The following is an 18878-nucleotide window of genomic DNA, read 5'->3' on the forward strand; positions in this document are numbered from 1 at the left end:
GACTGCAGGCAGAATACGTGAAAAGTGTGAAAGGATCAGAAAATGGAAATGGCGCATAAAAATCAGGAGGAGATAACCAGAAAAGGAAATCCAAGAAAGCCTCAGGGCGAAGAGGGAGAACAGATGCTCCAGCGTATGAATGAGAGTCATGCGGCGGTGACGCAGTGGGCGCTTGGGTTTCTGGATTTTGGGGAAGAAGACCAGGCGTTAGACATTGGGTGCGGCGGAGGCGCCGCATTGAAGCGGATGTCAGAAAAAATACCGAAAGGACATCTGACCGGCGTCGATTATTCGCCGGTATCTGTGGAATTATCCAGAGAAACGAATGCACAGGATATTCAGAATGGAAAGATGGAGGTACTGGAGGCCTCCGTGGAACATCTGCCTTTTGAAGACGGCAGTTTTGATAAAATCATTACGGTGGAGAGCTTTTATTTCTGGCCCGATCCGGCGGAAAATCTGAAGGAAGTCCTGCGAATACTGAAAAAAGGAGGCGTGTTTTTACTGATCGCGGATATCTACCAGAAAGAAGGCCTGAGAGAATCTGTCCTGGAAAATATTAAGCAGTATCATCTGTTTAATCCGACAAAAGAAGAATTTCGGAGACTCTTTGAACAGGCAGGATTTGCGGAAACCCGGATTCATACGAAAGAGGGAGAGGACTGGATCTGCGTGGAAGGGAAGAGATAATGTATTTAAGTAATGAAAAAACAGATTTCTTGCAGAATATCCGGAAAAACTGGACATGGTAAAGTGGGTGCTGTTTGGCGATAGTACGTTTCATATTTATGAAAATGAGTTGAAAAAGCAGGAGATATAAAAATGGTCAGACCAATTATGAAAGACGTATTCTTTCTTGGGCAAAAGTCAGAACCAGCCACAAAGGCAGACGTACAGGTAGGAAGAGATCTTCAGGATACATTGGAAGCGAATCGTGTGGCGTGCGTCGGAATGGCAGCAAATATGATTGGAATCCGAAAGAATGTAATCATTGTCAGTATGGGATTTATGGATGTGGTCATGTTTAACCCGGTGATGTTAAGAAAGGATATGCCTTATGAGACGGAGGAAGGTTGTCTGTCACTTCCGGGAGTCCGGAAGACAATCCGCTTTCAGAATATTGAAGTGGAATATTATGATATGAACTGGAAAAAACAGAGGATAAAACTCAGTGGCTGGACGGCTCAGATTTGTCAGCATGAGATGGATCATCTGGAGGGGATTCTTATCTGATATGAATAGGAATGAACATGAGTGGGACAAACTTCTGCGGATCAAAACCACAGGGCGGGATGATTCGCATTCTGATCAGTATCGTTATCCATATGAACCGACGCCGTATTCCGTGCTGGAACGTCTGGCAAACAGCGGATACATACGGAAAAGCAATTTACTTCTGGATTATGGATGCGGGAAAGGGCGGGTGGAATTTTACCTGTCCTGGCAGGTAAAGTGCCGGACGATCGGGATTGAATATGATAACCGGATTTATGAAAAGGCGGAAGAAAACCGGAAAACCGCTGCCGCTGCAGAAAGAACGACTTTTGTGCAGGCGAACGCGGAGCAGTTCCCTGTGCCGGAAGAGGTGGACCGGATCTATTTTTTCAATCCCTTTTCACTGGAAATTCTGCAGAAGGCCATCCGTCGGATTCAGGAATCTTATTATGCCAGACCAAGGGAGATGTTTCTGTTCTTCTATTATCCATCGGATGAATATATCTCCTATCTGATGACGGTGGATGAATTGATGTTTTCGGACGAAATTGATTGTGACGATCTGTTTGAGGGAAAAGATCCCAGGGAGAGGATTGTTATTTTTGAGTTGAGGAGTCAATAACATGGCAAACGAAAACGGTGAATGGATCATGCACGGCCTTCCCTGGGACAATCCCCTCAGGATCCGTACATGGCAGGAATTAATCAATTACATAAACGAAGTGGGATTTCTTCCGTTGTTCAAAAATGAGGTAGAGGGGTTCTCTGCTGAGGAGCATACCTCCGATCTGTTCTGGTGGTCGGGCGATCCGGAACAGGATCCCTGGTATTGGCGGGAGATCATCGCCCGCAGCGGGCAGGTGGCTTACGGGAAGTTTTTCAATAAAAAGGCCGGATTTATTTCTCTGGAATGGCTGCCGGTATTTGCAAACTACCGGCGCGACGGTTACGATTATGATGCCGCCTGGGATGACGGTCTGCTGAATGTCCGCGCGAAAAAGATTATGGATCTTTTTGAAGATCATGAGGAACTGGCCGGACATGAGATTCGTAAACTGGCGGGATTTGGAAAAGGCGGAGAGAAGAACTTTTCCGGAGTCATAACTGACCTGCAGATGCAGACTTATCTGGTGATGACAGATTTTCGTCTCAGAAAAAATAAAAAAGGACAGGAATATGGATGGCCGGTGGCGGTTTACCGGAAGCCGGAATCGGTCTGGGGATATGAAGCGGCGGCAGGATGCTATTCGGAAGATCCGAAAGTATCGAAAGAGAGGATTGTGAACCGGATGAAGGAGATTTTTCCAGAGGCCGGGGAGAAAGAAATTTTGAAAGTCATTCGATGAGGGGAAATGAAGAACGCGAGAGGAAACTGCTCGGAGGAACAGAATATATGGCATTGTACGCATTGGGAGATTTACATCTCAGTTTTCAGGCAAATAAGCCTATGGATGCTTTTGGAAAGGCATGGAAGCGCCATGAGCAGAAGATCGAAAAATATGTGAATCAGATCGTAAAACCGGAGGATACGCTGGTGCTTACTGGAGATCATTCCTGGGGAAGGAAGCTTGAAGAATGCCGCGAAGATCTGGCATTTATCGAAAGGCTGCCGGGGCGCAAGATCCTGCTTCGCGGGAATCACGACATGTTCTGGGATGCGAAAAAGACAAATCGTTTGAATGAAGAATATAATGGAAGATTATTTTTTCTGCAGAATAACTTTGCCGTGTACAAAGATCATGCACTGGTTGGAACCAAAGGATATACCTTTGAGGGGCCGTTTTATCTGGATCGCCGGGGACGGGTGATCGGCTGGGATGAAGAACGGGAAACACAGGCAAAGAAGCTGGTTGCCAGGGAAATGGAACGCCTGCGGGAATCGTTCCGTGCGGCAGAGGAAGCAGGATACCGTAAATTTATCATGTTTCTGCATTACCCGCCCACGAATATACTGGAGGAGACTTCTCCGTTTACAGAGATCGCGGAGGAATATGGGGTTGATACGGTAGTATATTCCCATTGCCATGGAGAACGGCGGTTTGGGGACAGTATACAGGGAATGTTTCATGGCGTAAATTATATGCTGGTGTCGGGAGATTATCTCAATTTTCAGCCGGCGCTGGTGATGTTATAAGAGGATGAAATGGATGGTGAAAAGGAAAAAACGATACAGAATTTACCTGACTGCTGCAATCGTTTGCGTAGTTGTGTTTTTGGGAATATTTGCCCATCTGTTTAATGGGGCGCCTGTTGGCTCAACTACATTCAAAGCGGTTATTACCAATATTCAGGGAAATATCATTACTGTTAAAGGACTGGAAAATAATAAAAGAAATTATAGAGGCGAATTTGTTTTCTGCGTCGAAAAAGAAACCAGAATAGTTTGTCGATTTACAAATATCGATCTAAATAAGCTGGAGACAGGGGATAGAGTAGCGGTTTCTTTTTCGGGTCCTGTTATGGAAACATATCCGGTACAGTTGGGACAGGTAAAGCAGGTCCGCCTAAATCCATTGTAGGAAAAAGGTTAGTTTATGAGGAATAAAAATGATATGAAAGAAGAATGCCTGATCTGCAAGGCGCCTTTGGAATATCTGAGCGAAGATGTGGAGATGGAGTGCGAACTCTGTCATAAAAAAGAAGCCAGTAAAACCAGATGCGTCAATGGACATTATGTATGCAGCGAATGCCATATGCAGGGAATTGACCGTCTGGTGGGAATATGTCTGGAAGAGACGTCCGGGGATCCGGTTGAAATATTGAACAGGATGATGGCGATGCCGTTTTGCCATATGCATGGCCCGGAGCATCATGTAATGGTAGGCATGGCTCTTTTGACTGCCTATAAGAATTCAGGCGGAGATCTGGATTTGAAGAAAGCGCTTGCTGAAATGAACAGCAGAGGCAGATCGGTACCGGGAGGCGCCTGCGGATTCTGGGGCGCATGCGGGGCAGGACTCAGCGCCGGCATGTTTGTCTCTATTGTCACTGGTTCCACACCTTTGGGCGTGGAAAATTTTGCGCTTTCTCATAAGATGACGGCCAGCGCTTTAAACGCAATCGGAGAGATCGGCGGTCCCAGATGCTGTAAGAGGGATTCTTATCTATCCATTCTCCAGGCAGTAAAATTTGTAAAAGAGCATCTGGGAATCCAGATGAAACAGTCGGAAATCATATGTTCCTACAGCGGCAGGAACAACCAGTGTATCGGGCAAAGATGTCCGTTTTCGCCGCTGCAGAAAACAAAGGAGTAGAAAGAAAACCAATGAGTATATTGAACGTAGAACATTTGACGCATGGTTTCGGAGACCGGGCCATTTTTCAGGATGTGTCGTTCCGATTGCTGAAAGGAGAGCACATCGGCCTGGTGGGAGCCAACGGAGAAGGCAAATCCACGTTTATGAATATAATTACCGGGAAATTACAGCCGGATGAAGGTAAGATTGAATGGGCAAAAAATGTCCGGGTGGGGTATCTGGATCAGCACACGGTACTGGAAAAAGGTATGACCATCCGGGACGTACTGACTTCTGCTTTCAGCTTCTTGTTTGATCTGGAAGCACAGATGAACGAGATGTATGAAAAGATGGCAGATGCTTCGGAAGAAGAGATGGAACACTATATGGAAGAGACCGGTGTGATCCAGGAGCTTTTGTCCGCCCATGATTTTTATATGATCGATACGAAGGTGGAAGAGGTCGGGCGCGCCCTGGGGCTTACGGATATCGGACTGGACCGGGATGTGACAGAGCTGTCCGGAGGACAGCGCACCAAGGTGCTGCTGGGAAAGCTTCTCCTGGAAAAGCCGGACATCTTGCTTTTGGACGAGCCTACCAATTATCTGGATGCAGTTCATATTGAGTGGCTGAAACGGTATCTGAATGATTATGAAAACGCGTTTATCCTCATATCGCATGACGTCCCGTTTCTCAACAGCGTTGTCAACCTGATTTACCATATGGATAATCAGGAGTTGAACCGCTATGTGGGCGATTATGACAAATTCCAGGAAGTTTACGCGGTGAAAAAGGCGCAGCTGGAAGCGGCATATAATCGTCAGCAGAAGGAAATCGCGGAATTGAAGGATTTTGTGGCGAGAAACAAGGCGCGTGTGGCGACGAGGAACATGGCCATGTCCCGACAGAAGAAGCTGGACAAGATGGACGTGATCGAACTGGCGGCGGAGAAGCCGAAACCGGAATTCCATTTTAAAGAGGCCAGGACGCCGGGTCGCTATCTGGTGGAAACTCATGATCTGGTCATCGGCTATGAAGAACCCCTGTCCAGCGCATTGAATCTTCAGATGGAGCGGGGAGAGAGAATCGTGCTCACCGGAGCCAACGGTATCGGAAAAACCACACTTCTGAAAAGTATCCTGGGACTGATCCCGCCGCTGCAGGGGACCGTAGAACTGGGGGATTATCTGGAGATTGGATATTTTGAGCAGGAGATGAGCCAGGACATCGAAACCACGACTCTGGAGGAACTGTGGACTGAATTTCCGGGATTTTCCCAGTTTGAAGCCAGATCTGCGCTTGCAAAGTGCGGTCTGACCACCAAGCACATTGAAAGTAAGGTGAAGGTATTAAGCGGCGGAGAACAGGCGAAACTGCGCCTCTGCAAACTCATTAACCGGGAGAGCAATCTGCTGGTCCTGGACGAGCCTACCAATCATCTGGATGTGGAGGCAAAAGAGGAACTGAAAAGGGCGCTTCTGGCTTATAAGGGCAGTATCCTGATGGTGTGCCATGAGCCGGAATTTTATGAAGGGCTGGCGACAAAAGTGTGGGACTGCAGCCGGTGGACGACGCGGTTGTAAATATTTTTGTACAGTTGTTTGCATAGTAAAATGTCTTTTCCTGTCAGAGAAGCTGATAGGATTGTAAAAACAGGTTGGTTCTGGTAATATATTGTCAGAGAAACAATCGTGTTACAGGGTGGTAAGCCTCCCATGCTGAAAAGAGGGGAGGTGGTGCATATGACGGTATATGAAGCTATCTCATTGATGATATCTTTCAGTACTCTGATTATTGCACTGCTTGCCTACATAGATAGGAAAAACAGGCAGGAAAAAGCGATTGCAGGATCTGGAAGAATTTTGTATACTATTTTCTGGCTCAGTTTTTTGTAATACATTATACTACAGTTATTTAAGGAGAATATAGAAATGAAAATCGCAGTAACTTACGACAACGGAAATATATTTCAGCATTTTGGGAAGACAGAGTTTTTCAAAGTGTATGAAGTGGAAGATCATAAGGTAATATCCAGTGAAGTGATCGGATCCAACGGCACCGGACACGGCGCGCTGGCAGGGCTTCTGGCAGAACAGTCGGTGGATGTGCTCATCTGCGGAGGCATCGGCGGCGGAGCACAGGCCGCGCTTGCAGAAGCTGGTGTGGAGCTGTGTTCCGGTGCTCAGGGCAATGCGGATCAGGCAGTAGAAGCTTATCTGAAAGGAGAACTGGTATCTTCCGGAGCGAATTGTGACCACCATCATGGAGAAGACCACGATTGCGGAGACCATGAGGAAGGACATTCCTGCGGGAGCAGCTGCGGCAGCTGCGGAGGCGGATGCGGAGCGCAGCCTGCATTTACCGGGCGCAACGTGGGCAAGACCTGCCGTACGCATTACAGAGGTACTTTCAATGACGGAACGCAGTTTGATTCTTCTTATGACCGCGGCGAACCGCTGGAATTTATCTGTGGAGCAGGACAGATGATCCGCGGATTTGACGCGGCGGTAGCGGACATGGAAGTGGGTCAGATCGTGGATGTGCATCTGATGCCGGAAGAAGCATACGGTATGCCGAATCCGGATGCCATCTTTACAGTGGAGATCGCGCAGCTTCCGGGTTCGGAAAATCTGTCGGCAGGACAGCAGGTCTATCTGACGAATCAGTATGGACAGCCTTTCCCGGTCAAGGTGACGGCGAAAGATGAGACAACGATCACTTTTGACGCGAACCATGAGATGGCCGGCAAGGAATTGAATTTCCGCATTGAACTGGTTGAGGTAAAATAAACGGTATGGGAAGCGTATATTTTGTCCGGCACGGGCAGACGGTGTGGAACGTGGAGAATAAGATCTGCGGAGCAACCGATATCGAACTGACGGAGCTGGGGCACCAGCAGGCGGTTGAGACAGGAAAGCGGATATTGGCTGAGGGGATCAAGGCAGATGAGATCCTGTATTCTCCTTTGATCCGCGCTGCAGAGACGGCCCGGCATATTTCGGAGGTGACCGGAATCCCGGCAAGGATGGAACCGCGCCTGAAGGAGCAGAATTTCGGCAAATGGGAATCCACGCCCCGGGATGGGGAAGATTTCAAACGGGCGAAAAGAGATTTCTGCTGCAGATATGAGGGCGGTGAGTCCATGCTGCATCTGGCGCAGAGGATCTACAACCTGTTGGACGAGCTTCGGGCAGAATCGGATGAAAAAACGTATATTCTGGTAGCACATAATGGGATCGCCAGAGTCGTGCAGTCTTATTTTTATGAGATGACGAATGAAGAGTACGCAGATTTTGGAGTGAGAAACTGTGCGGTGCTCAAGTATGATTTTACCGGGAAAAAGGATTGACATACCGACTCAAAATGATATACTGAATAAGGAAATTACATAAGGAAAACGATAGAGTGAACAGGAGTTCATGAAGGGGTGCACCACCGCGGGTGTATTCCTTTGTGAACTCCTTTTTTGGTCTATGGGAAAGGAGGATGCTATGATCCGGGTAAACGGAGAAGAGAAAATGCTGGAAGAGGGGACAAGTCTTCTGGGATTTCTCGAACAGGAGGGATACCAGACTGCCAGGATTGCAGTGGAAAAAAACGGGGAAATCGTGCCTAAAAGCCGTTATGGCGAGACTCTGCTTCGCGACGGCGATGCGCTGGAGATTGTGAGCTTTGTGGGAGGAGGCTGATATGGCATTTTCAAGAGAAGAAGTACAGGAAGCGCTTCGCTGCAGGCATACGTCCGTGATCCAGGAGCGTCTGAATAAGGGCAGAGTCGCAATATCCGGTCTGGGAGGGCTGGGGTCCAATGTGGCGTCTGCGCTGGCCAGGATCGGAGTCGGTCATATGCATCTCATTGATTTTGACCGGGTGGATCTGACCAATCTGAACCGCCAGCAGTATTTCATGCGGCATGTGGGGATGTATAAGACGGATGCCCTGAGAGAACAGCTGCTGGAAATTAATCCGTATCTGGATATACGGACAGACTGTGTCCGTGTCCGCGAAGAAAATATAAAAGAACTTTTTGCGGAGGACGATATTATCTGCGAGGCTTTCGATGTGCCGGAGAATAAGGCCATGCTGGTTAACGGCGTTCTGGAACAGTTTTCGGATAAGATCATCGTCAGTGCTTCCGGCATGGCGGGATATGGAGACAGCAATACGATACGGACGAGAAAAGTTGCGGGCAGATTTTATCTGTGCGGAGATGAAACCAGCGATTCCGGAACCGGCATGGGACTGATGGCACCCCGTGTGAGCATCTGTGCGGGACATGAGGCGAATCTGATCGCGCAGCTGCTCATAGACGGCATATAAGAGAATAATGAACAAGAGGAGAATAAGAAGATGACAGATTTGAACAAAGATACTTTTTGCCTGGGAGGACATGAATTCCAATCCCGTTTCATACTGGGTTCGGGGAAGTATTCCCTGGAACTGATCAAGGCGGCTGTGGAGAATGCGGGCGCGCAGATGATTACACTGGCGCTGCGCCGGGCTAATCAGGGCGGACTTGCCAATATTCTGGACTATATTCCGGAGGGAGTAACGCTGCTTCCCAATACTTCCGGGGCCAGAAATGCGGAAGAAGCAGTTCGCATCGCACGTCTGGCAAGAGAGATCTGCCAGAGTGATTTTATCAAGATTGAGGTGATCCATGATTCCAAATATCTCCTGCCGGACAACTATGAGACGGTAAAAGCCACGGAGATACTGGCAAAGGAAGGCTTTGTAGTGATGCCTTATATGTATCCGGATCTGAACGCGGCCCGTGACCTGGCGAACGCGGGGGCAGCCTGCGTGATGCCGCTTGGTTCGCCGATCGGATCCAACAAAGGAATCTGCACGAAAGATTTTATTCAGATCCTGATTGATGAGATCGATCTGCCCATCATTGTGGACGCGGGTATCGGAAAGCCTTCTCAGGCATGCGAGGCCATGGAGATGGGGGCTGCTGCAGTCATGGCAAATACGGCCATCGCCACTGCCGGAGATATTCCTGCCATGGCAGAAGCGTTTCGGAAAGCCATCGAGGCGGGACGAACCGCATACCTGTCCGGAATGGGCCGTGTCATCGAAAAAGGTTCCAGCGCGTCCTCGCCGCTGACCGGATTTTTGGAAGAACAGGAGTGATGGCCATGAGTAAAAATGATCATATCAATGAAAGTATCTTAAGCGATGAGATCCGGGAGCATCAGAAAGAGAACCGTATAAACCATATGGAGTATCTGCCGGGCATGGAAGTCATCGACTCAACGATTATGGAGCAGGTCATAAGCGCCATGGATACCTATGATTATGACAAATATACAGAGAGCGACGTGCTCAGGGCAATTGCGAAAGAGAACCGTACGCCGGAAGACTTTGCGGCGCTGCTCTCTCCGGCGGCGCTTCCCCACCTGGAGGAAATGGCGCAGGCCGCGCAGCGGGAGACCAGGAAGCATTTCGGGAATTCCGTTTATATGTTCACGCCCATTTATATCGCGAACTACTGCGAAAATTATTGTATTTACTGCGGATTCAACTGTCATAACAGGATCCGGCGCGCCAAGCTGAACTATGAAGAGATCGAGAAAGAGATGAAAGCCATCTCAGAGAGCGGGCTCCAGGAGATCCTGATTCTGACCGGAGAGAGCCGGGCAAAATCGGATGTGGAATACATTGGAGAGGCGTGTAAAATCGCGGGAAAATATTTCAAAGTCATCGGGCTGGAAGTGTATCCCATGAACTCTGATGAATACCGCTATCTGCATGAGTGCGGCGCGGATTATGTGACGGTGTTCCAGGAGACATACAATTCCGATAAATATGAGACGCTGCATCTGGCAGGGCACAAAAGGATTTTCCCTTATCGTGTCAATGCCCAGGAAAGAGCATTGATGGGAGGCATGCGCGGCGTGGCTTTTGCGGCGCTGCTGGGACTGGATGATTTCCGGAAAGACGCGTTTGCGACGGGTATGCATGCTTATCTGCTGCAGAGAAAATATCCCCATGCGGAGATCTCCTTCTCCTGCCCCCGTCTCCGTCCGATTATCAATAACGACCGGATCAATCCCATGGATGTGCACGAAGCGCAGCTTTTGCAGGTGGTTACCGCCTACCGGCTGTTTATGCCTTTCGCGGGCATCACAATCTCCACCAGGGAATGTGCGAGAGTGAGAAACAACATCGTCAATATCGCCGCCACGAAGATTTCCGCCGGAGTCAGTACAGGGATCGGAAGTCATGTGGAAGAAGTAGAGGACAAGGGCGACGAGCAGTTTGAAATCTCGGATTCCCGCACAGTGGAAGAAGTGTACAGCGACCTGTCTGGGCTGGGCCTGCAGCCGGTCATGAACGATTACATTTATGTATAGGAAGGAATACGGGGGAGAGTCAGGAGAGAATATGATGCATGAAGAAATTGATTTTTCGAAGATTATCGCGGTGTCCAACCGGCATCTGAGCCGTCTGCCATACTTGGAACAGGTGGAGAGGATCTGCAGCTTTCATCCGAAAGCCTTCCTGCTGAGAGAGAAAGATCTCCCGCCGGAAGATTATCTGGAACTGGCAAGTGAGGTAAAAGTCATATGTGAACGGCATAAGGTACTGCTGATCCCTCATTTTTATCCGGAGGCGGCAAAAACCGCCGGATCCGGCGTTCTGCACCTGCCGCTATGGAAGCTGAAAGAACGGCGGGAAATAAGTGTGAAGAAGGGCCGGATAGACGGCCCGGAAAAAGACGAAACAGTAAAAATCGGTGTGTCCATACACTCGGCAGAAGAAGCAAAAGAGGCGGTGAGCTTAGGCGCTTCGTACCTTACTGCCGGGCATATTTTCACCACAGACTGTAAAAAAGGCGTTCCGGCAAGAGGATTGGAATTTTTAAAAGAGGTCTGTGAGATTTCCCCGGTTCCCGTATATGGGATCGGAGGAATCCATCTGGATGCGGAGCAGATCCGGTCAGTCCTGGAGCAGGGAGCGGAAGGCGTCTGCATCATGTCGGAGATGATGCGAATATAGAGGCTCCTTGTATTTATTCTGATATCTTGACGATGGAAAAAAGATGTACTATCATCTAAAATAGTTGAGGATACATCATTTGAAAGGAAGGGAGAGTATGGATAAAACACATCGCCAGATCACAAAAATTGCCAGAGAAGTCGGCAAGTTTACTGTCCGGACGATGAAAGCTGAGGGGGTTGGCACCGCAGAATTCGATCTCATTCATGCTGTGCGGAAGAATCCTGGCATTACGCAGGCAGAAATCTGTAAAATTCTGGGGGCAGATAAAGGCGCGGTGGCAAAACAGACGGCCAATCTGGAAACGAAAGGCTTTCTGCGCAGAGAAATTAACCCGGGAGACGGTCGCAGTCAACTTATCTTTCCGACAGAACAGGCTCAGTGTTTAAAGAATTCCAAGGCCCGCATCGAGACTCTGTTTTATGAATGGCTGGCAGAAGCACTTTGTGAAGAAGAGCGGATTGAATTTGCGCGCCTGCTGAATATTCTTTACCAGCGCTGCAAAGAAGAGAGTAAAGCCGGTTTTCCTGAAATGACGGCGCGCATGAAACATCTTGCTCGGAACGATTAGGGGGAATAAAAATGTGGCTGGTTGCGGCTGTTTTATCTGCGTTATTTGCCGGGATCACAGCAATTCTCGCAAAATGTGGAATCAAGAAAACGGATTCTGATGTGGCGACCGCGCTCAGAACGATTGTCGTATTGCTTTTTTCGTGGCTCATGGTATTTGTTGTGGGCTCGGCGGAAACGATTTCTCAGATCCGGCCGGTTTCATACTTGTTCCTGATTCTTTCAGGCATGGCGACCGGAGCATCCTGGCTGTGCTATTTTAAAGCTCTTTCCATTGGTAATGTCAATAAGGTGGTCGCGATTGACAAATCAAGTACTGTCCTGACTGTACTGCTTGCTATTATATTATTTCATGAAACAGACCATCTGGCCGTGAAATTGATCGGTACTGTCCTGTTGGGAATCGGAGTCATCCTTATGGTAGAGAAGAAGGCTGTGCAGGCTGTCAATGGGAATACTTACATTATCTATGCGGCTGGTTCGGCTGTATTTGCTGCGCTTACTTCTATTCTTGCCAAAATAGGGATTTCCGGAGTGGAGTCCAATCTGGGAACCGCGATCCGCACGATCGTAGTGCTGGTCATGGCCTGGGTGATGGTGGCGGTCAAGGGAAAGATGGCCGAACTCCGATGTCTTGACAAACGGGAGCTGCTGTTTATCGGGCTGTCCGGAATCGCGACCGGAGCGTCCTGGCTGTGCTATTATTATGCTATTCAAAACGGTATCGTCAGTGTGGTGGCCCCGATTGACAAGATGAGTCTGCTTGTAAGTGTTGCCTTCTCGTATATCGTATTCAAAGAAAAAATGTCAGGAAGAGCTGTCTGCGGATTGGTGCTTATGCTGCTGGGTACGCTTGCAATGGCTGTTTTTGCATAAAATGGCGGAGAGAATTGATTTATAGATAATTGACAGTCTGAAGCATATTATGCTCAAACCGATTAGGCTTTCGGCGAAGTGTTACGATAAGCACTTCGCCATTTTTATTAGAGTTATTGTTATTGACTTTAATAAAATATGAACACAAAAACAAAATGAAGTGTGCGTGATTTTTAATAATCGAAAATTGGTGAATAAACATGTGAATAATAGGACGCTGGAAAAATAAGCCATGATATGTTTTGATAATTGAAACTTCCGAAAACGGCAAAAATATATTGCGCAATGCAGAAACCCGCTGGATTTATTGCCGGTAATATGATATTCTATAGTGTAGATTTATATAGTATTGGATTCGATTGATAACGGAGGAAAGCAGATGCGATACCTTTCAGTTGCTGAAATAGCAAAAAAATGGAATATATCGGAGCGCAGTGTGAGAAATTACTGTGCTCATGGGCGTGTGCAGGGTGCTTTTCTTACCGGAAAGACCTGGAATATTCCGGAGAACGCTGAAAAACCAGAGCGTTCCAACAAAAAGAAAGAACATCCACTTACACTATTGGATATCTTGCAGGAACAAAAAGTAAGTAAATATTCCGGCGGTATTTACCATAAAACACAAATTGATTTAACGTATAACTCAAACCATATTGAGGGAAGCCGTCTGACCCATGATCAGACCAGATATATTTTTGAGACCAATACCATTGGCGTGGAAAATGGAATTCTCAATGTTGATGATGTGATTGAAACTGTAAATCATTTTCGATGTATTGATATGATCATTGATCATGCAAAATCTGCTTTGACTGAGAAGTTTATTAAGAAACTTCACTTGACTTTGAAAAGTGGAACCAGCGATTCCAGAAAAGACTGGTTTACAGTAGGGGATTATAAGAAACTGCCTAATGAGGTGGGCGGTATGGAGACTGCCCTACCTGAAGAAGTTGCTGGTAAGATGAAAGCATTGCTGGCAGAGTATAACGCAAAAGAAGAAAAGACATTTGAAGATATTCTGGATTTCCATGTAAAGTTTGAGCGAATCCATCCGTTTCAGGACGGTAACGGGCGAGTAGGCAGATTGCTCATGTTTAAGGAGTGCCTGAAATATGATATTGTTCCATTCATTATTGAGGATGACCTGAAGATGTTCTACTATAGAGGATTGAAGGAGTGGGACAATGAAAAAGGCTATCTGACAGATACCTGTCTGACTGCACAGGACCAATATAAGGCGTATTTGGATTATTTCAGAATCCCATATTAAGTAAGATAATTTTCAAGGTATCAGCTGAGAATCAGTGATAAACGATATCGCCTATTTTGAAAAGTTCTGGAAAAGCCAGTAAAAACAATAATTTCGCGAAGTAGAAAGACGTTTATTACATTACTACACCATTTATGAAAGCGCCTTGATGGAATAAGATTTTAAAACTTAATAACCAAAAATTTCTGCATATCTCTGCGTATAATATAAGCAGTAAAATTGGAATGGGAGCACAGTGTATGTGTGAAACAAGAACAACGTAGTTCAAAGTTCATAACGGTATGATAGAATGATTATGACAAATCGGGATTTGTGGAGGTGTTGAATGAAAAGTGTATTAATGATTGGACAGTCCAACATGGCTGGACGTGGATTCATAAACGAAGTACCGATGATTTGTAATGAGAGAATCCAGATGTTAAGAAATGGAAAATGGCAAATGATGACAGAACCAATTAACTACGATCGTCCTATATCAGGAGTAAGTCTTGCGGGTTCATTTGCTGCAATGTGGTGCATGGAAAACAAAGAAGAACAAATCGGCTTGATTCCATGTGCGGAAGGTGGCAGTTCCATTGATGACTGGTCTATAGAGAAAATATTATTTAAAAATGCAATTATTCAGGCAAAATTTGCAATGCAAAATAGTAATTTGATTGCTATTCTGTGGCATCAAGGAGAAAATGATAGCTATAATGGTAACTACAAAACGTATTATGAAAAATTACATACAATTTTTGAGGCTTTAAAAAATGAACTTAATTTAGACGATGTACCGTTTATTATTGGAGGACTTGGTGACTATTTAGGAAAGATAGGCTTTGGTTTTAATTGTACAGAGTATGACTTGGTGAATAAAGAATTATTACGATATGCCAATGATCATAATCATGTATATTTTGTAACTGCCCAGGGGTTGTCAGCAAATCCAGATGGCATACATTTAAATGCTGTCTCTCAAAGAAAATTTGGGGTTCGTTATTACTATGCCTACAAAAACAAAAAGAATGTGATAACACCTTTGAAAAACGAAGAAAAATTATTAGAGTCATGTATTAATATTCCATATACTCAGAATGAAATGAAATATTTAGCTATGATGGATTTGACAATGGGAAAATGTAGTTATGAAGAGTTCATAACAAAAATGAAAAATCTCTAACTTTCAATCTGACTAATGGAAATAAAATAAAGAAAAGAATTAGAATTTTACAAAGAAGTGTAATTGTATGAATAAAGCGATTGTTGTAATGAGGATTGCTATTCTTACTTCTTTGGAAAAAGATAAGTAATTGACTGGCAAATTCCAGTTTATTGGGAAGTCGCAGAGAACGAAAAATCGGAAGTTTACAGCGAGGTGAAAGAGGTTGAATTATGTAGAATATGGAAAAGAAAACAAATATGATGATAATATATTTTTTCAAAAATACAGTCAAATGAGTCGCTCACAGCAGGGACTAGCCGGTGCAGGAGAATGGGAAACATTGAGAAAGCTGCTGCCGGATTTTAAAGATAAGCGTGTGCTTGATTTAGGATGCGGCTATGGATGGCACTGTATTTATGCGATGGAACACGGAGCGTCTTCTGTTGTAGGTGTTGATATTTCTCATAAAATGCTCGAGGTAGCCAAAGAAAAAACACATTTTCCACAGGTTGAATATAAATGCTGTGCTATAGAAGATGTGGAATTCCCAGAGGAGAGTTTTGATGTAATATTAAGTTCACTTGCGTTTCACTATGTAGCAGATTATGAGATTTTAGTAAAAAAGATATATAGAATACTGAAGTCTGGTGGTAAGCTAGTTTTTACGGTTGAACATCCTGTTTTTACTGCCTATGGAACACAAGACTGGCATTATAACGAAAAAGGAGAAATACTGCATTTTCCGGTGGATAATTATTATTATGAGGGCAAACGGACAGCTGTGTTTTTGGGAGAAAAGGTTACAAAATATCATAGAACACTGACCACATATCTAAATACACTGCTTTCAAATGGTTTTATAATAAATCATATTGTGGAGCCGCAGCCGGCGGAAAACATGATGGATATTCCGGGGATGCAGGATGAAATGCGCCGTCCCATGATGCTGATTGTATCGGCGAACAAAAAAGTGGATAGATAGAACTAAAACACCTATAAGGTATAAATGGAGGTAATTTATGTTTAAAGAAAAAATTATTATAGAGATGAAAGAAGTATTCAAAGAAATTCCTTTTGGCATAGAGCATACTCTCAAAGTTTTGAAAAATGCAGAAGATATAATGAAAGGAGAAAATATCGGAGAGGAAGAAAAAGAATTCATCAGTATTATTGCTATACTACATGATATTGGTGCGGTTGAAGCACAAAAAAAATACGGTTCTATTGATGGTGTCTATCAAGAAAAGGAAGGACCAGAAGTAGCGAAAGAAATATTAAAAAAGGTAGGCTATAACAAAAATATTGATAGAATATGCTTTATAATAGGCAACCATCATACTCCATCTAAAATTGATGGACTTGATTTTCAAATACAATGGGAAGCTGATTTGCTTGAAAATTTAACGGTTATGGATAAAGAAAAAGAACAGGAAAAGATAAAAAAGTGTATAGATGAAAACTTTAAAACAAACACAGGAAAAAGGATAGCTTATAATCGCTTTATTTTAGATTAGTAGTAGATTATTACAGTTATGTATTTTATATCGCAAAGAAAAAATAGTAGTTAAGTTTAACCCTAGGGTTAAATGATGAATATGTTGAGGGCATTTTTGTTTCTGGTGAAATGCAATCGCAGGGTATAGGTAAAATTCTGCTGAATTATGCAAAGGATAAAAGGAATAAGTTGTACTTGAACGTATACCAAAAGAACGCACGGGCAATATCTTTTTATAAGAGAGAAGGATTTGAGATTCAGCATAGTGGCTTAGATGAGGCTACCGGAGAAAAAGATTATGTAATGACATGGCAGTATCTTAAAAAGTTCCGGAAAAGCCAGTAAAATCAAGGGTTTCACGAAGCAGAAAGGCGTTTACTACACCACTACTACACCATTTTTGAAAGAACCTTGATGTGACATGTCTTATAGATGATACAGCAAACGGCAGTATTCCTAAATAGGAGTATTGCCGCTTGCTGTATACGGGTAACTAAGAGCTTTGAGAAAATGCTTATCCGTCATAAAAAACACGATAGCTTTAAACAAGCAACTGGCGTCCCTATTCTAAGACTGGTTTTACTTTCAAGTTGGTTTTGTGTAAACTTACTTATAACAGACTGCCTAGATTTATGACCCGACTATTTTTTTACGCTAATGTCGAGCATATCTTTCTGAATTTTGATATTCTTATTTTGGAAGGAGGAGCGATGTGTTAAAGAAATTGAATGAAGCGATGGACTATATTGAAGCGCACCTAGAGGACGAGTTTTTACTTGAGAAAATTTCTGAGCATATAAATGTTTCAGATTATCATTTTAGAAAAATATTTTTTGCGCTTACCAATATGACGCTGAACGAGTATGTAAAAAACAGACGACTTTCAGAAGCTAACAAAGAATTGTTGCAGGGGGCGCAGGTAACAGATGTCGCTTATAAATATGGGTATCAATCCGTAGACGGGTTTACACGTGCATTTAAAAAATGGAGCGGTATCTTACCGTCACAAGTCGCAAAGTTGAAACAGTGTAAATCATGCCCAAAATTACAATTTGTTGTGACTATGAAAGGAGGAACTTTGATGGAATATAAAATTGTTGAAAAACCAGCTTTTACGTTTGCAGGTGTTAGTAAACGAGTGCCGTTACAATTTGAGGGGGTAAACAACGCTATTTTGGAACTGGCACAAAGCATAACACAGGAGCAGAAAGAGGAAATGCACCAGTTACAAAATATTGAGCCATACGAAACTGTAAATGTTTCCTATGAATCAGATACGAACTTTCTTGAAGAAGCTGGAGAATTGACGCATTTAATTGGAGTTTTAACAACTAAAAATGACATTAGCAGTAATCTGGACACATTCCCTGTTAAAGCTCATACATGGGCAGTTTTTCCAAATGAAGGAATATTCCCGTTTACTTTGCAGGATACAATGGCAAGAATCTATTCCGAATGGTTTATGACGGCAGATTATGAACTGGCAGAGTCGTTTTCTTTCTCGTTTACAAAAATGGACGAAGAAAAGCCCAACTACGCATACAGTGAAATTTGGATACCAGTAATAAAAAAAGAATAAGCAATTATACTCAAATGGCAAAGCCAGCCGAGCCAGTCAACAGTCAAGATGAACGGCGCACGCATATGCACCGCTGTTGACAGCCTCCTCCCGCCTTTGCTGGTAGGCAATCAAGGGGCGACAGCAAGGAGTGCTGCCGCCCTCTGATATTATAAATGCAGCCCGTCAACCATACAACGCCCTTTGTGGAGGAAAGGGGGAATTTCCATGACTTGTACAGAAGAATACAAGGAGCATATCGAGTCCACGTTCCATGCTTTTTGTAAGGTTGTCATACGGAACGCGACAATCAACGCAGCCCGTACAAGAAGCAGACGATACAAAAGAGAAATATCCCTTGAATACCTCACAAATGAAAAGCACTACCTGAATATTTCATGCTATGAGGGCCATCGATACGCTTTTGAGATCCACCAGTACACATAAGTGATCCACCATTGATCAGTTCATGCAATAGATCCGCCCCGATGCCGAGAGGCCAGGTTTTT

At 44.8% G+C, this 18878-nt stretch carries 23 protein-coding genes and 1 pseudogene; all 24 read left to right on the top strand.

Going from position 1 to position 18878, the window contains the following annotated elements; translation table 11 throughout:
* Positions 1–42 precede the first annotated feature (42 nt).
* The 24 genes and pseudogenes from B5F29_RS13650 (at position 43) to B5F29_RS13765 (ending at position 18390) form a co-directional block, all read left to right on the top strand.
* Positions 43–690 (top strand): class I SAM-dependent methyltransferase, encoded by a 648-nt coding sequence (locus tag B5F29_RS13650; protein WP_242955674.1) that lies wholly within the window; start codon positions 43–45, stop codon positions 688–690.
* A gap of 132 nt (positions 691–822) precedes the next feature.
* A complete protein-coding gene (locus B5F29_RS13655) occupies positions 823–1233 on the top strand; it encodes a peptide deformylase (RefSeq protein ID WP_087155173.1) in 411 nt (136 codons plus the stop codon).
* Position 1234: 1 nt separating this feature from the next.
* Positions 1235–1837 carry a class I SAM-dependent methyltransferase gene (locus B5F29_RS13660; protein ID WP_087155174.1) on the top strand — a complete coding sequence of 201 codons (603 nt, stop codon included), beginning with the start codon at positions 1235–1237 and terminating at the stop codon, positions 1835–1837.
* Position 1838: 1 nt separating this feature from the next.
* Positions 1839–2561: an AlkZ-related protein gene (locus tag B5F29_RS13665; protein ID WP_087155175.1), complete on the top strand. Its 723-nt coding sequence runs from the start codon at positions 1839–1841 to the stop codon at positions 2559–2561.
* Positions 2562–2608: 47 nt separating this feature from the next.
* Positions 2609–3349 (top strand): metallophosphoesterase, encoded by a 741-nt coding sequence (locus tag B5F29_RS13670; protein WP_087155199.1) that lies wholly within the window; start codon positions 2609–2611, stop codon positions 3347–3349.
* A gap of 13 nt (positions 3350–3362) precedes the next feature.
* The gene (locus B5F29_RS13675) at positions 3363–3734 is read left to right on the top strand and encodes a DUF3221 domain-containing protein (protein WP_087155176.1); all 372 of its coding nucleotides are present in this window, start codon (positions 3363–3365) and stop codon (positions 3732–3734) included.
* A gap of 15 nt (positions 3735–3749) precedes the next feature.
* On the top strand, positions 3750–4469 hold the full coding sequence (locus B5F29_RS13680; RefSeq protein ID WP_242955675.1) for a DUF5714 domain-containing protein: 720 nt from the start codon (positions 3750–3752) through the stop codon (positions 4467–4469).
* Between the two features lie 11 nt (positions 4470–4480).
* Positions 4481–6034, top strand: a complete 1554-nt coding sequence (locus B5F29_RS13685) for an ABC-F family ATP-binding cassette domain-containing protein (RefSeq protein WP_087155177.1) — start codon at positions 4481–4483, stop codon at positions 6032–6034.
* A 159-nt stretch (positions 6035–6193) separates the two neighbouring features.
* Positions 6194–6346 (top strand): putative holin-like toxin, encoded by a 153-nt coding sequence (locus B5F29_RS13690; RefSeq protein ID WP_206414218.1) that lies wholly within the window; start codon positions 6194–6196, stop codon positions 6344–6346.
* A gap of 36 nt (positions 6347–6382) precedes the next feature.
* Positions 6383–7240 (top strand): NifB/NifX family molybdenum-iron cluster-binding protein, encoded by an 858-nt coding sequence (locus B5F29_RS13695; RefSeq protein WP_087155179.1) that lies wholly within the window; start codon positions 6383–6385, stop codon positions 7238–7240.
* Positions 7241–7245: 5 nt separating this feature from the next.
* Positions 7246–7800 (top strand): histidine phosphatase family protein, encoded by a 555-nt coding sequence (locus B5F29_RS13700; protein WP_087155180.1) that lies wholly within the window; start codon positions 7246–7248, stop codon positions 7798–7800.
* A 142-nt stretch (positions 7801–7942) separates the two neighbouring features.
* On the top strand, positions 7943–8140 hold the full coding sequence (gene thiS / locus B5F29_RS13705) for a sulfur carrier protein ThiS (protein WP_087155181.1): 198 nt from the start codon (positions 7943–7945) through the stop codon (positions 8138–8140).
* A gap of 1 nt (position 8141) precedes the next feature.
* On the top strand, positions 8142–8771 hold the full coding sequence (thiF, locus tag B5F29_RS13710; protein WP_087155182.1) for a thiamine biosynthesis protein ThiF: 630 nt from the start codon (positions 8142–8144) through the stop codon (positions 8769–8771).
* Positions 8772–8801: 30 nt separating this feature from the next.
* Positions 8802–9587 (top strand): thiazole synthase, encoded by a 786-nt coding sequence (locus B5F29_RS13715; protein WP_087155183.1) that lies wholly within the window; start codon positions 8802–8804, stop codon positions 9585–9587.
* A gap of 5 nt (positions 9588–9592) precedes the next feature.
* Complete coding sequence (gene thiH, locus B5F29_RS13720) at positions 9593–10810, top strand: 2-iminoacetate synthase ThiH (RefSeq protein ID WP_087155184.1); 1218 nt, start codon at positions 9593–9595, stop codon at positions 10808–10810.
* A 31-nt stretch (positions 10811–10841) separates the two neighbouring features.
* Entirely contained in the window at positions 10842–11456 is a 615-nt protein-coding gene (locus B5F29_RS13725; RefSeq protein WP_087155185.1) for a thiamine phosphate synthase, read from the top strand.
* A gap of 79 nt (positions 11457–11535) precedes the next feature.
* Complete coding sequence (locus B5F29_RS13730; protein WP_330397624.1) at positions 11536–12027, top strand: MarR family winged helix-turn-helix transcriptional regulator; 492 nt, start codon at positions 11536–11538, stop codon at positions 12025–12027.
* 11 nt (positions 12028–12038) lie between these two features.
* Positions 12039–12902: an EamA family transporter gene (locus B5F29_RS13735; protein ID WP_087155187.1), complete on the top strand. Its 864-nt coding sequence runs from the start codon at positions 12039–12041 to the stop codon at positions 12900–12902.
* 379 nt (positions 12903–13281) lie between these two features.
* A complete protein-coding gene (locus B5F29_RS13740) occupies positions 13282–14172 on the top strand; it encodes a Fic family protein (protein WP_087155188.1) in 891 nt (296 codons plus the stop codon).
* A gap of 325 nt (positions 14173–14497) precedes the next feature.
* On the top strand, positions 14498–15334 hold the full coding sequence (locus tag B5F29_RS13745; RefSeq protein WP_087155189.1) for a sialate O-acetylesterase: 837 nt from the start codon (positions 14498–14500) through the stop codon (positions 15332–15334).
* Positions 15335–15608: 274 nt separating this feature from the next.
* Complete coding sequence (locus B5F29_RS13750; protein WP_087155201.1) at positions 15609–16298, top strand: class I SAM-dependent methyltransferase; 690 nt, start codon at positions 15609–15611, stop codon at positions 16296–16298.
* A 37-nt stretch (positions 16299–16335) separates the two neighbouring features.
* Positions 16336–16830 (top strand): HD domain-containing protein, encoded by a 495-nt coding sequence (locus tag B5F29_RS13755; RefSeq protein WP_008981870.1) that lies wholly within the window; start codon positions 16336–16338, stop codon positions 16828–16830.
* Between the two features lie 83 nt (positions 16831–16913).
* A pseudogene (locus B5F29_RS13760) lies at positions 16914–17156 on the top strand (GNAT family N-acetyltransferase); the annotation flags it as partial.
* A 367-nt stretch (positions 17157–17523) separates the two neighbouring features.
* Positions 17524–18390 carry an AraC family transcriptional regulator gene (locus tag B5F29_RS13765; protein WP_087155191.1) on the top strand — a complete coding sequence of 289 codons (867 nt, stop codon included), beginning with the start codon at positions 17524–17526 and terminating at the stop codon, positions 18388–18390.
* Positions 18391–18878 lie beyond the last annotated feature (488 nt).

This window comes from Lachnoclostridium sp. An196 (assembly GCF_002160135.1).
Classification (GTDB): Bacteria; Bacillota; Clostridia; order Lachnospirales; family Lachnospiraceae; genus Hominiventricola; species Hominiventricola avistercoris.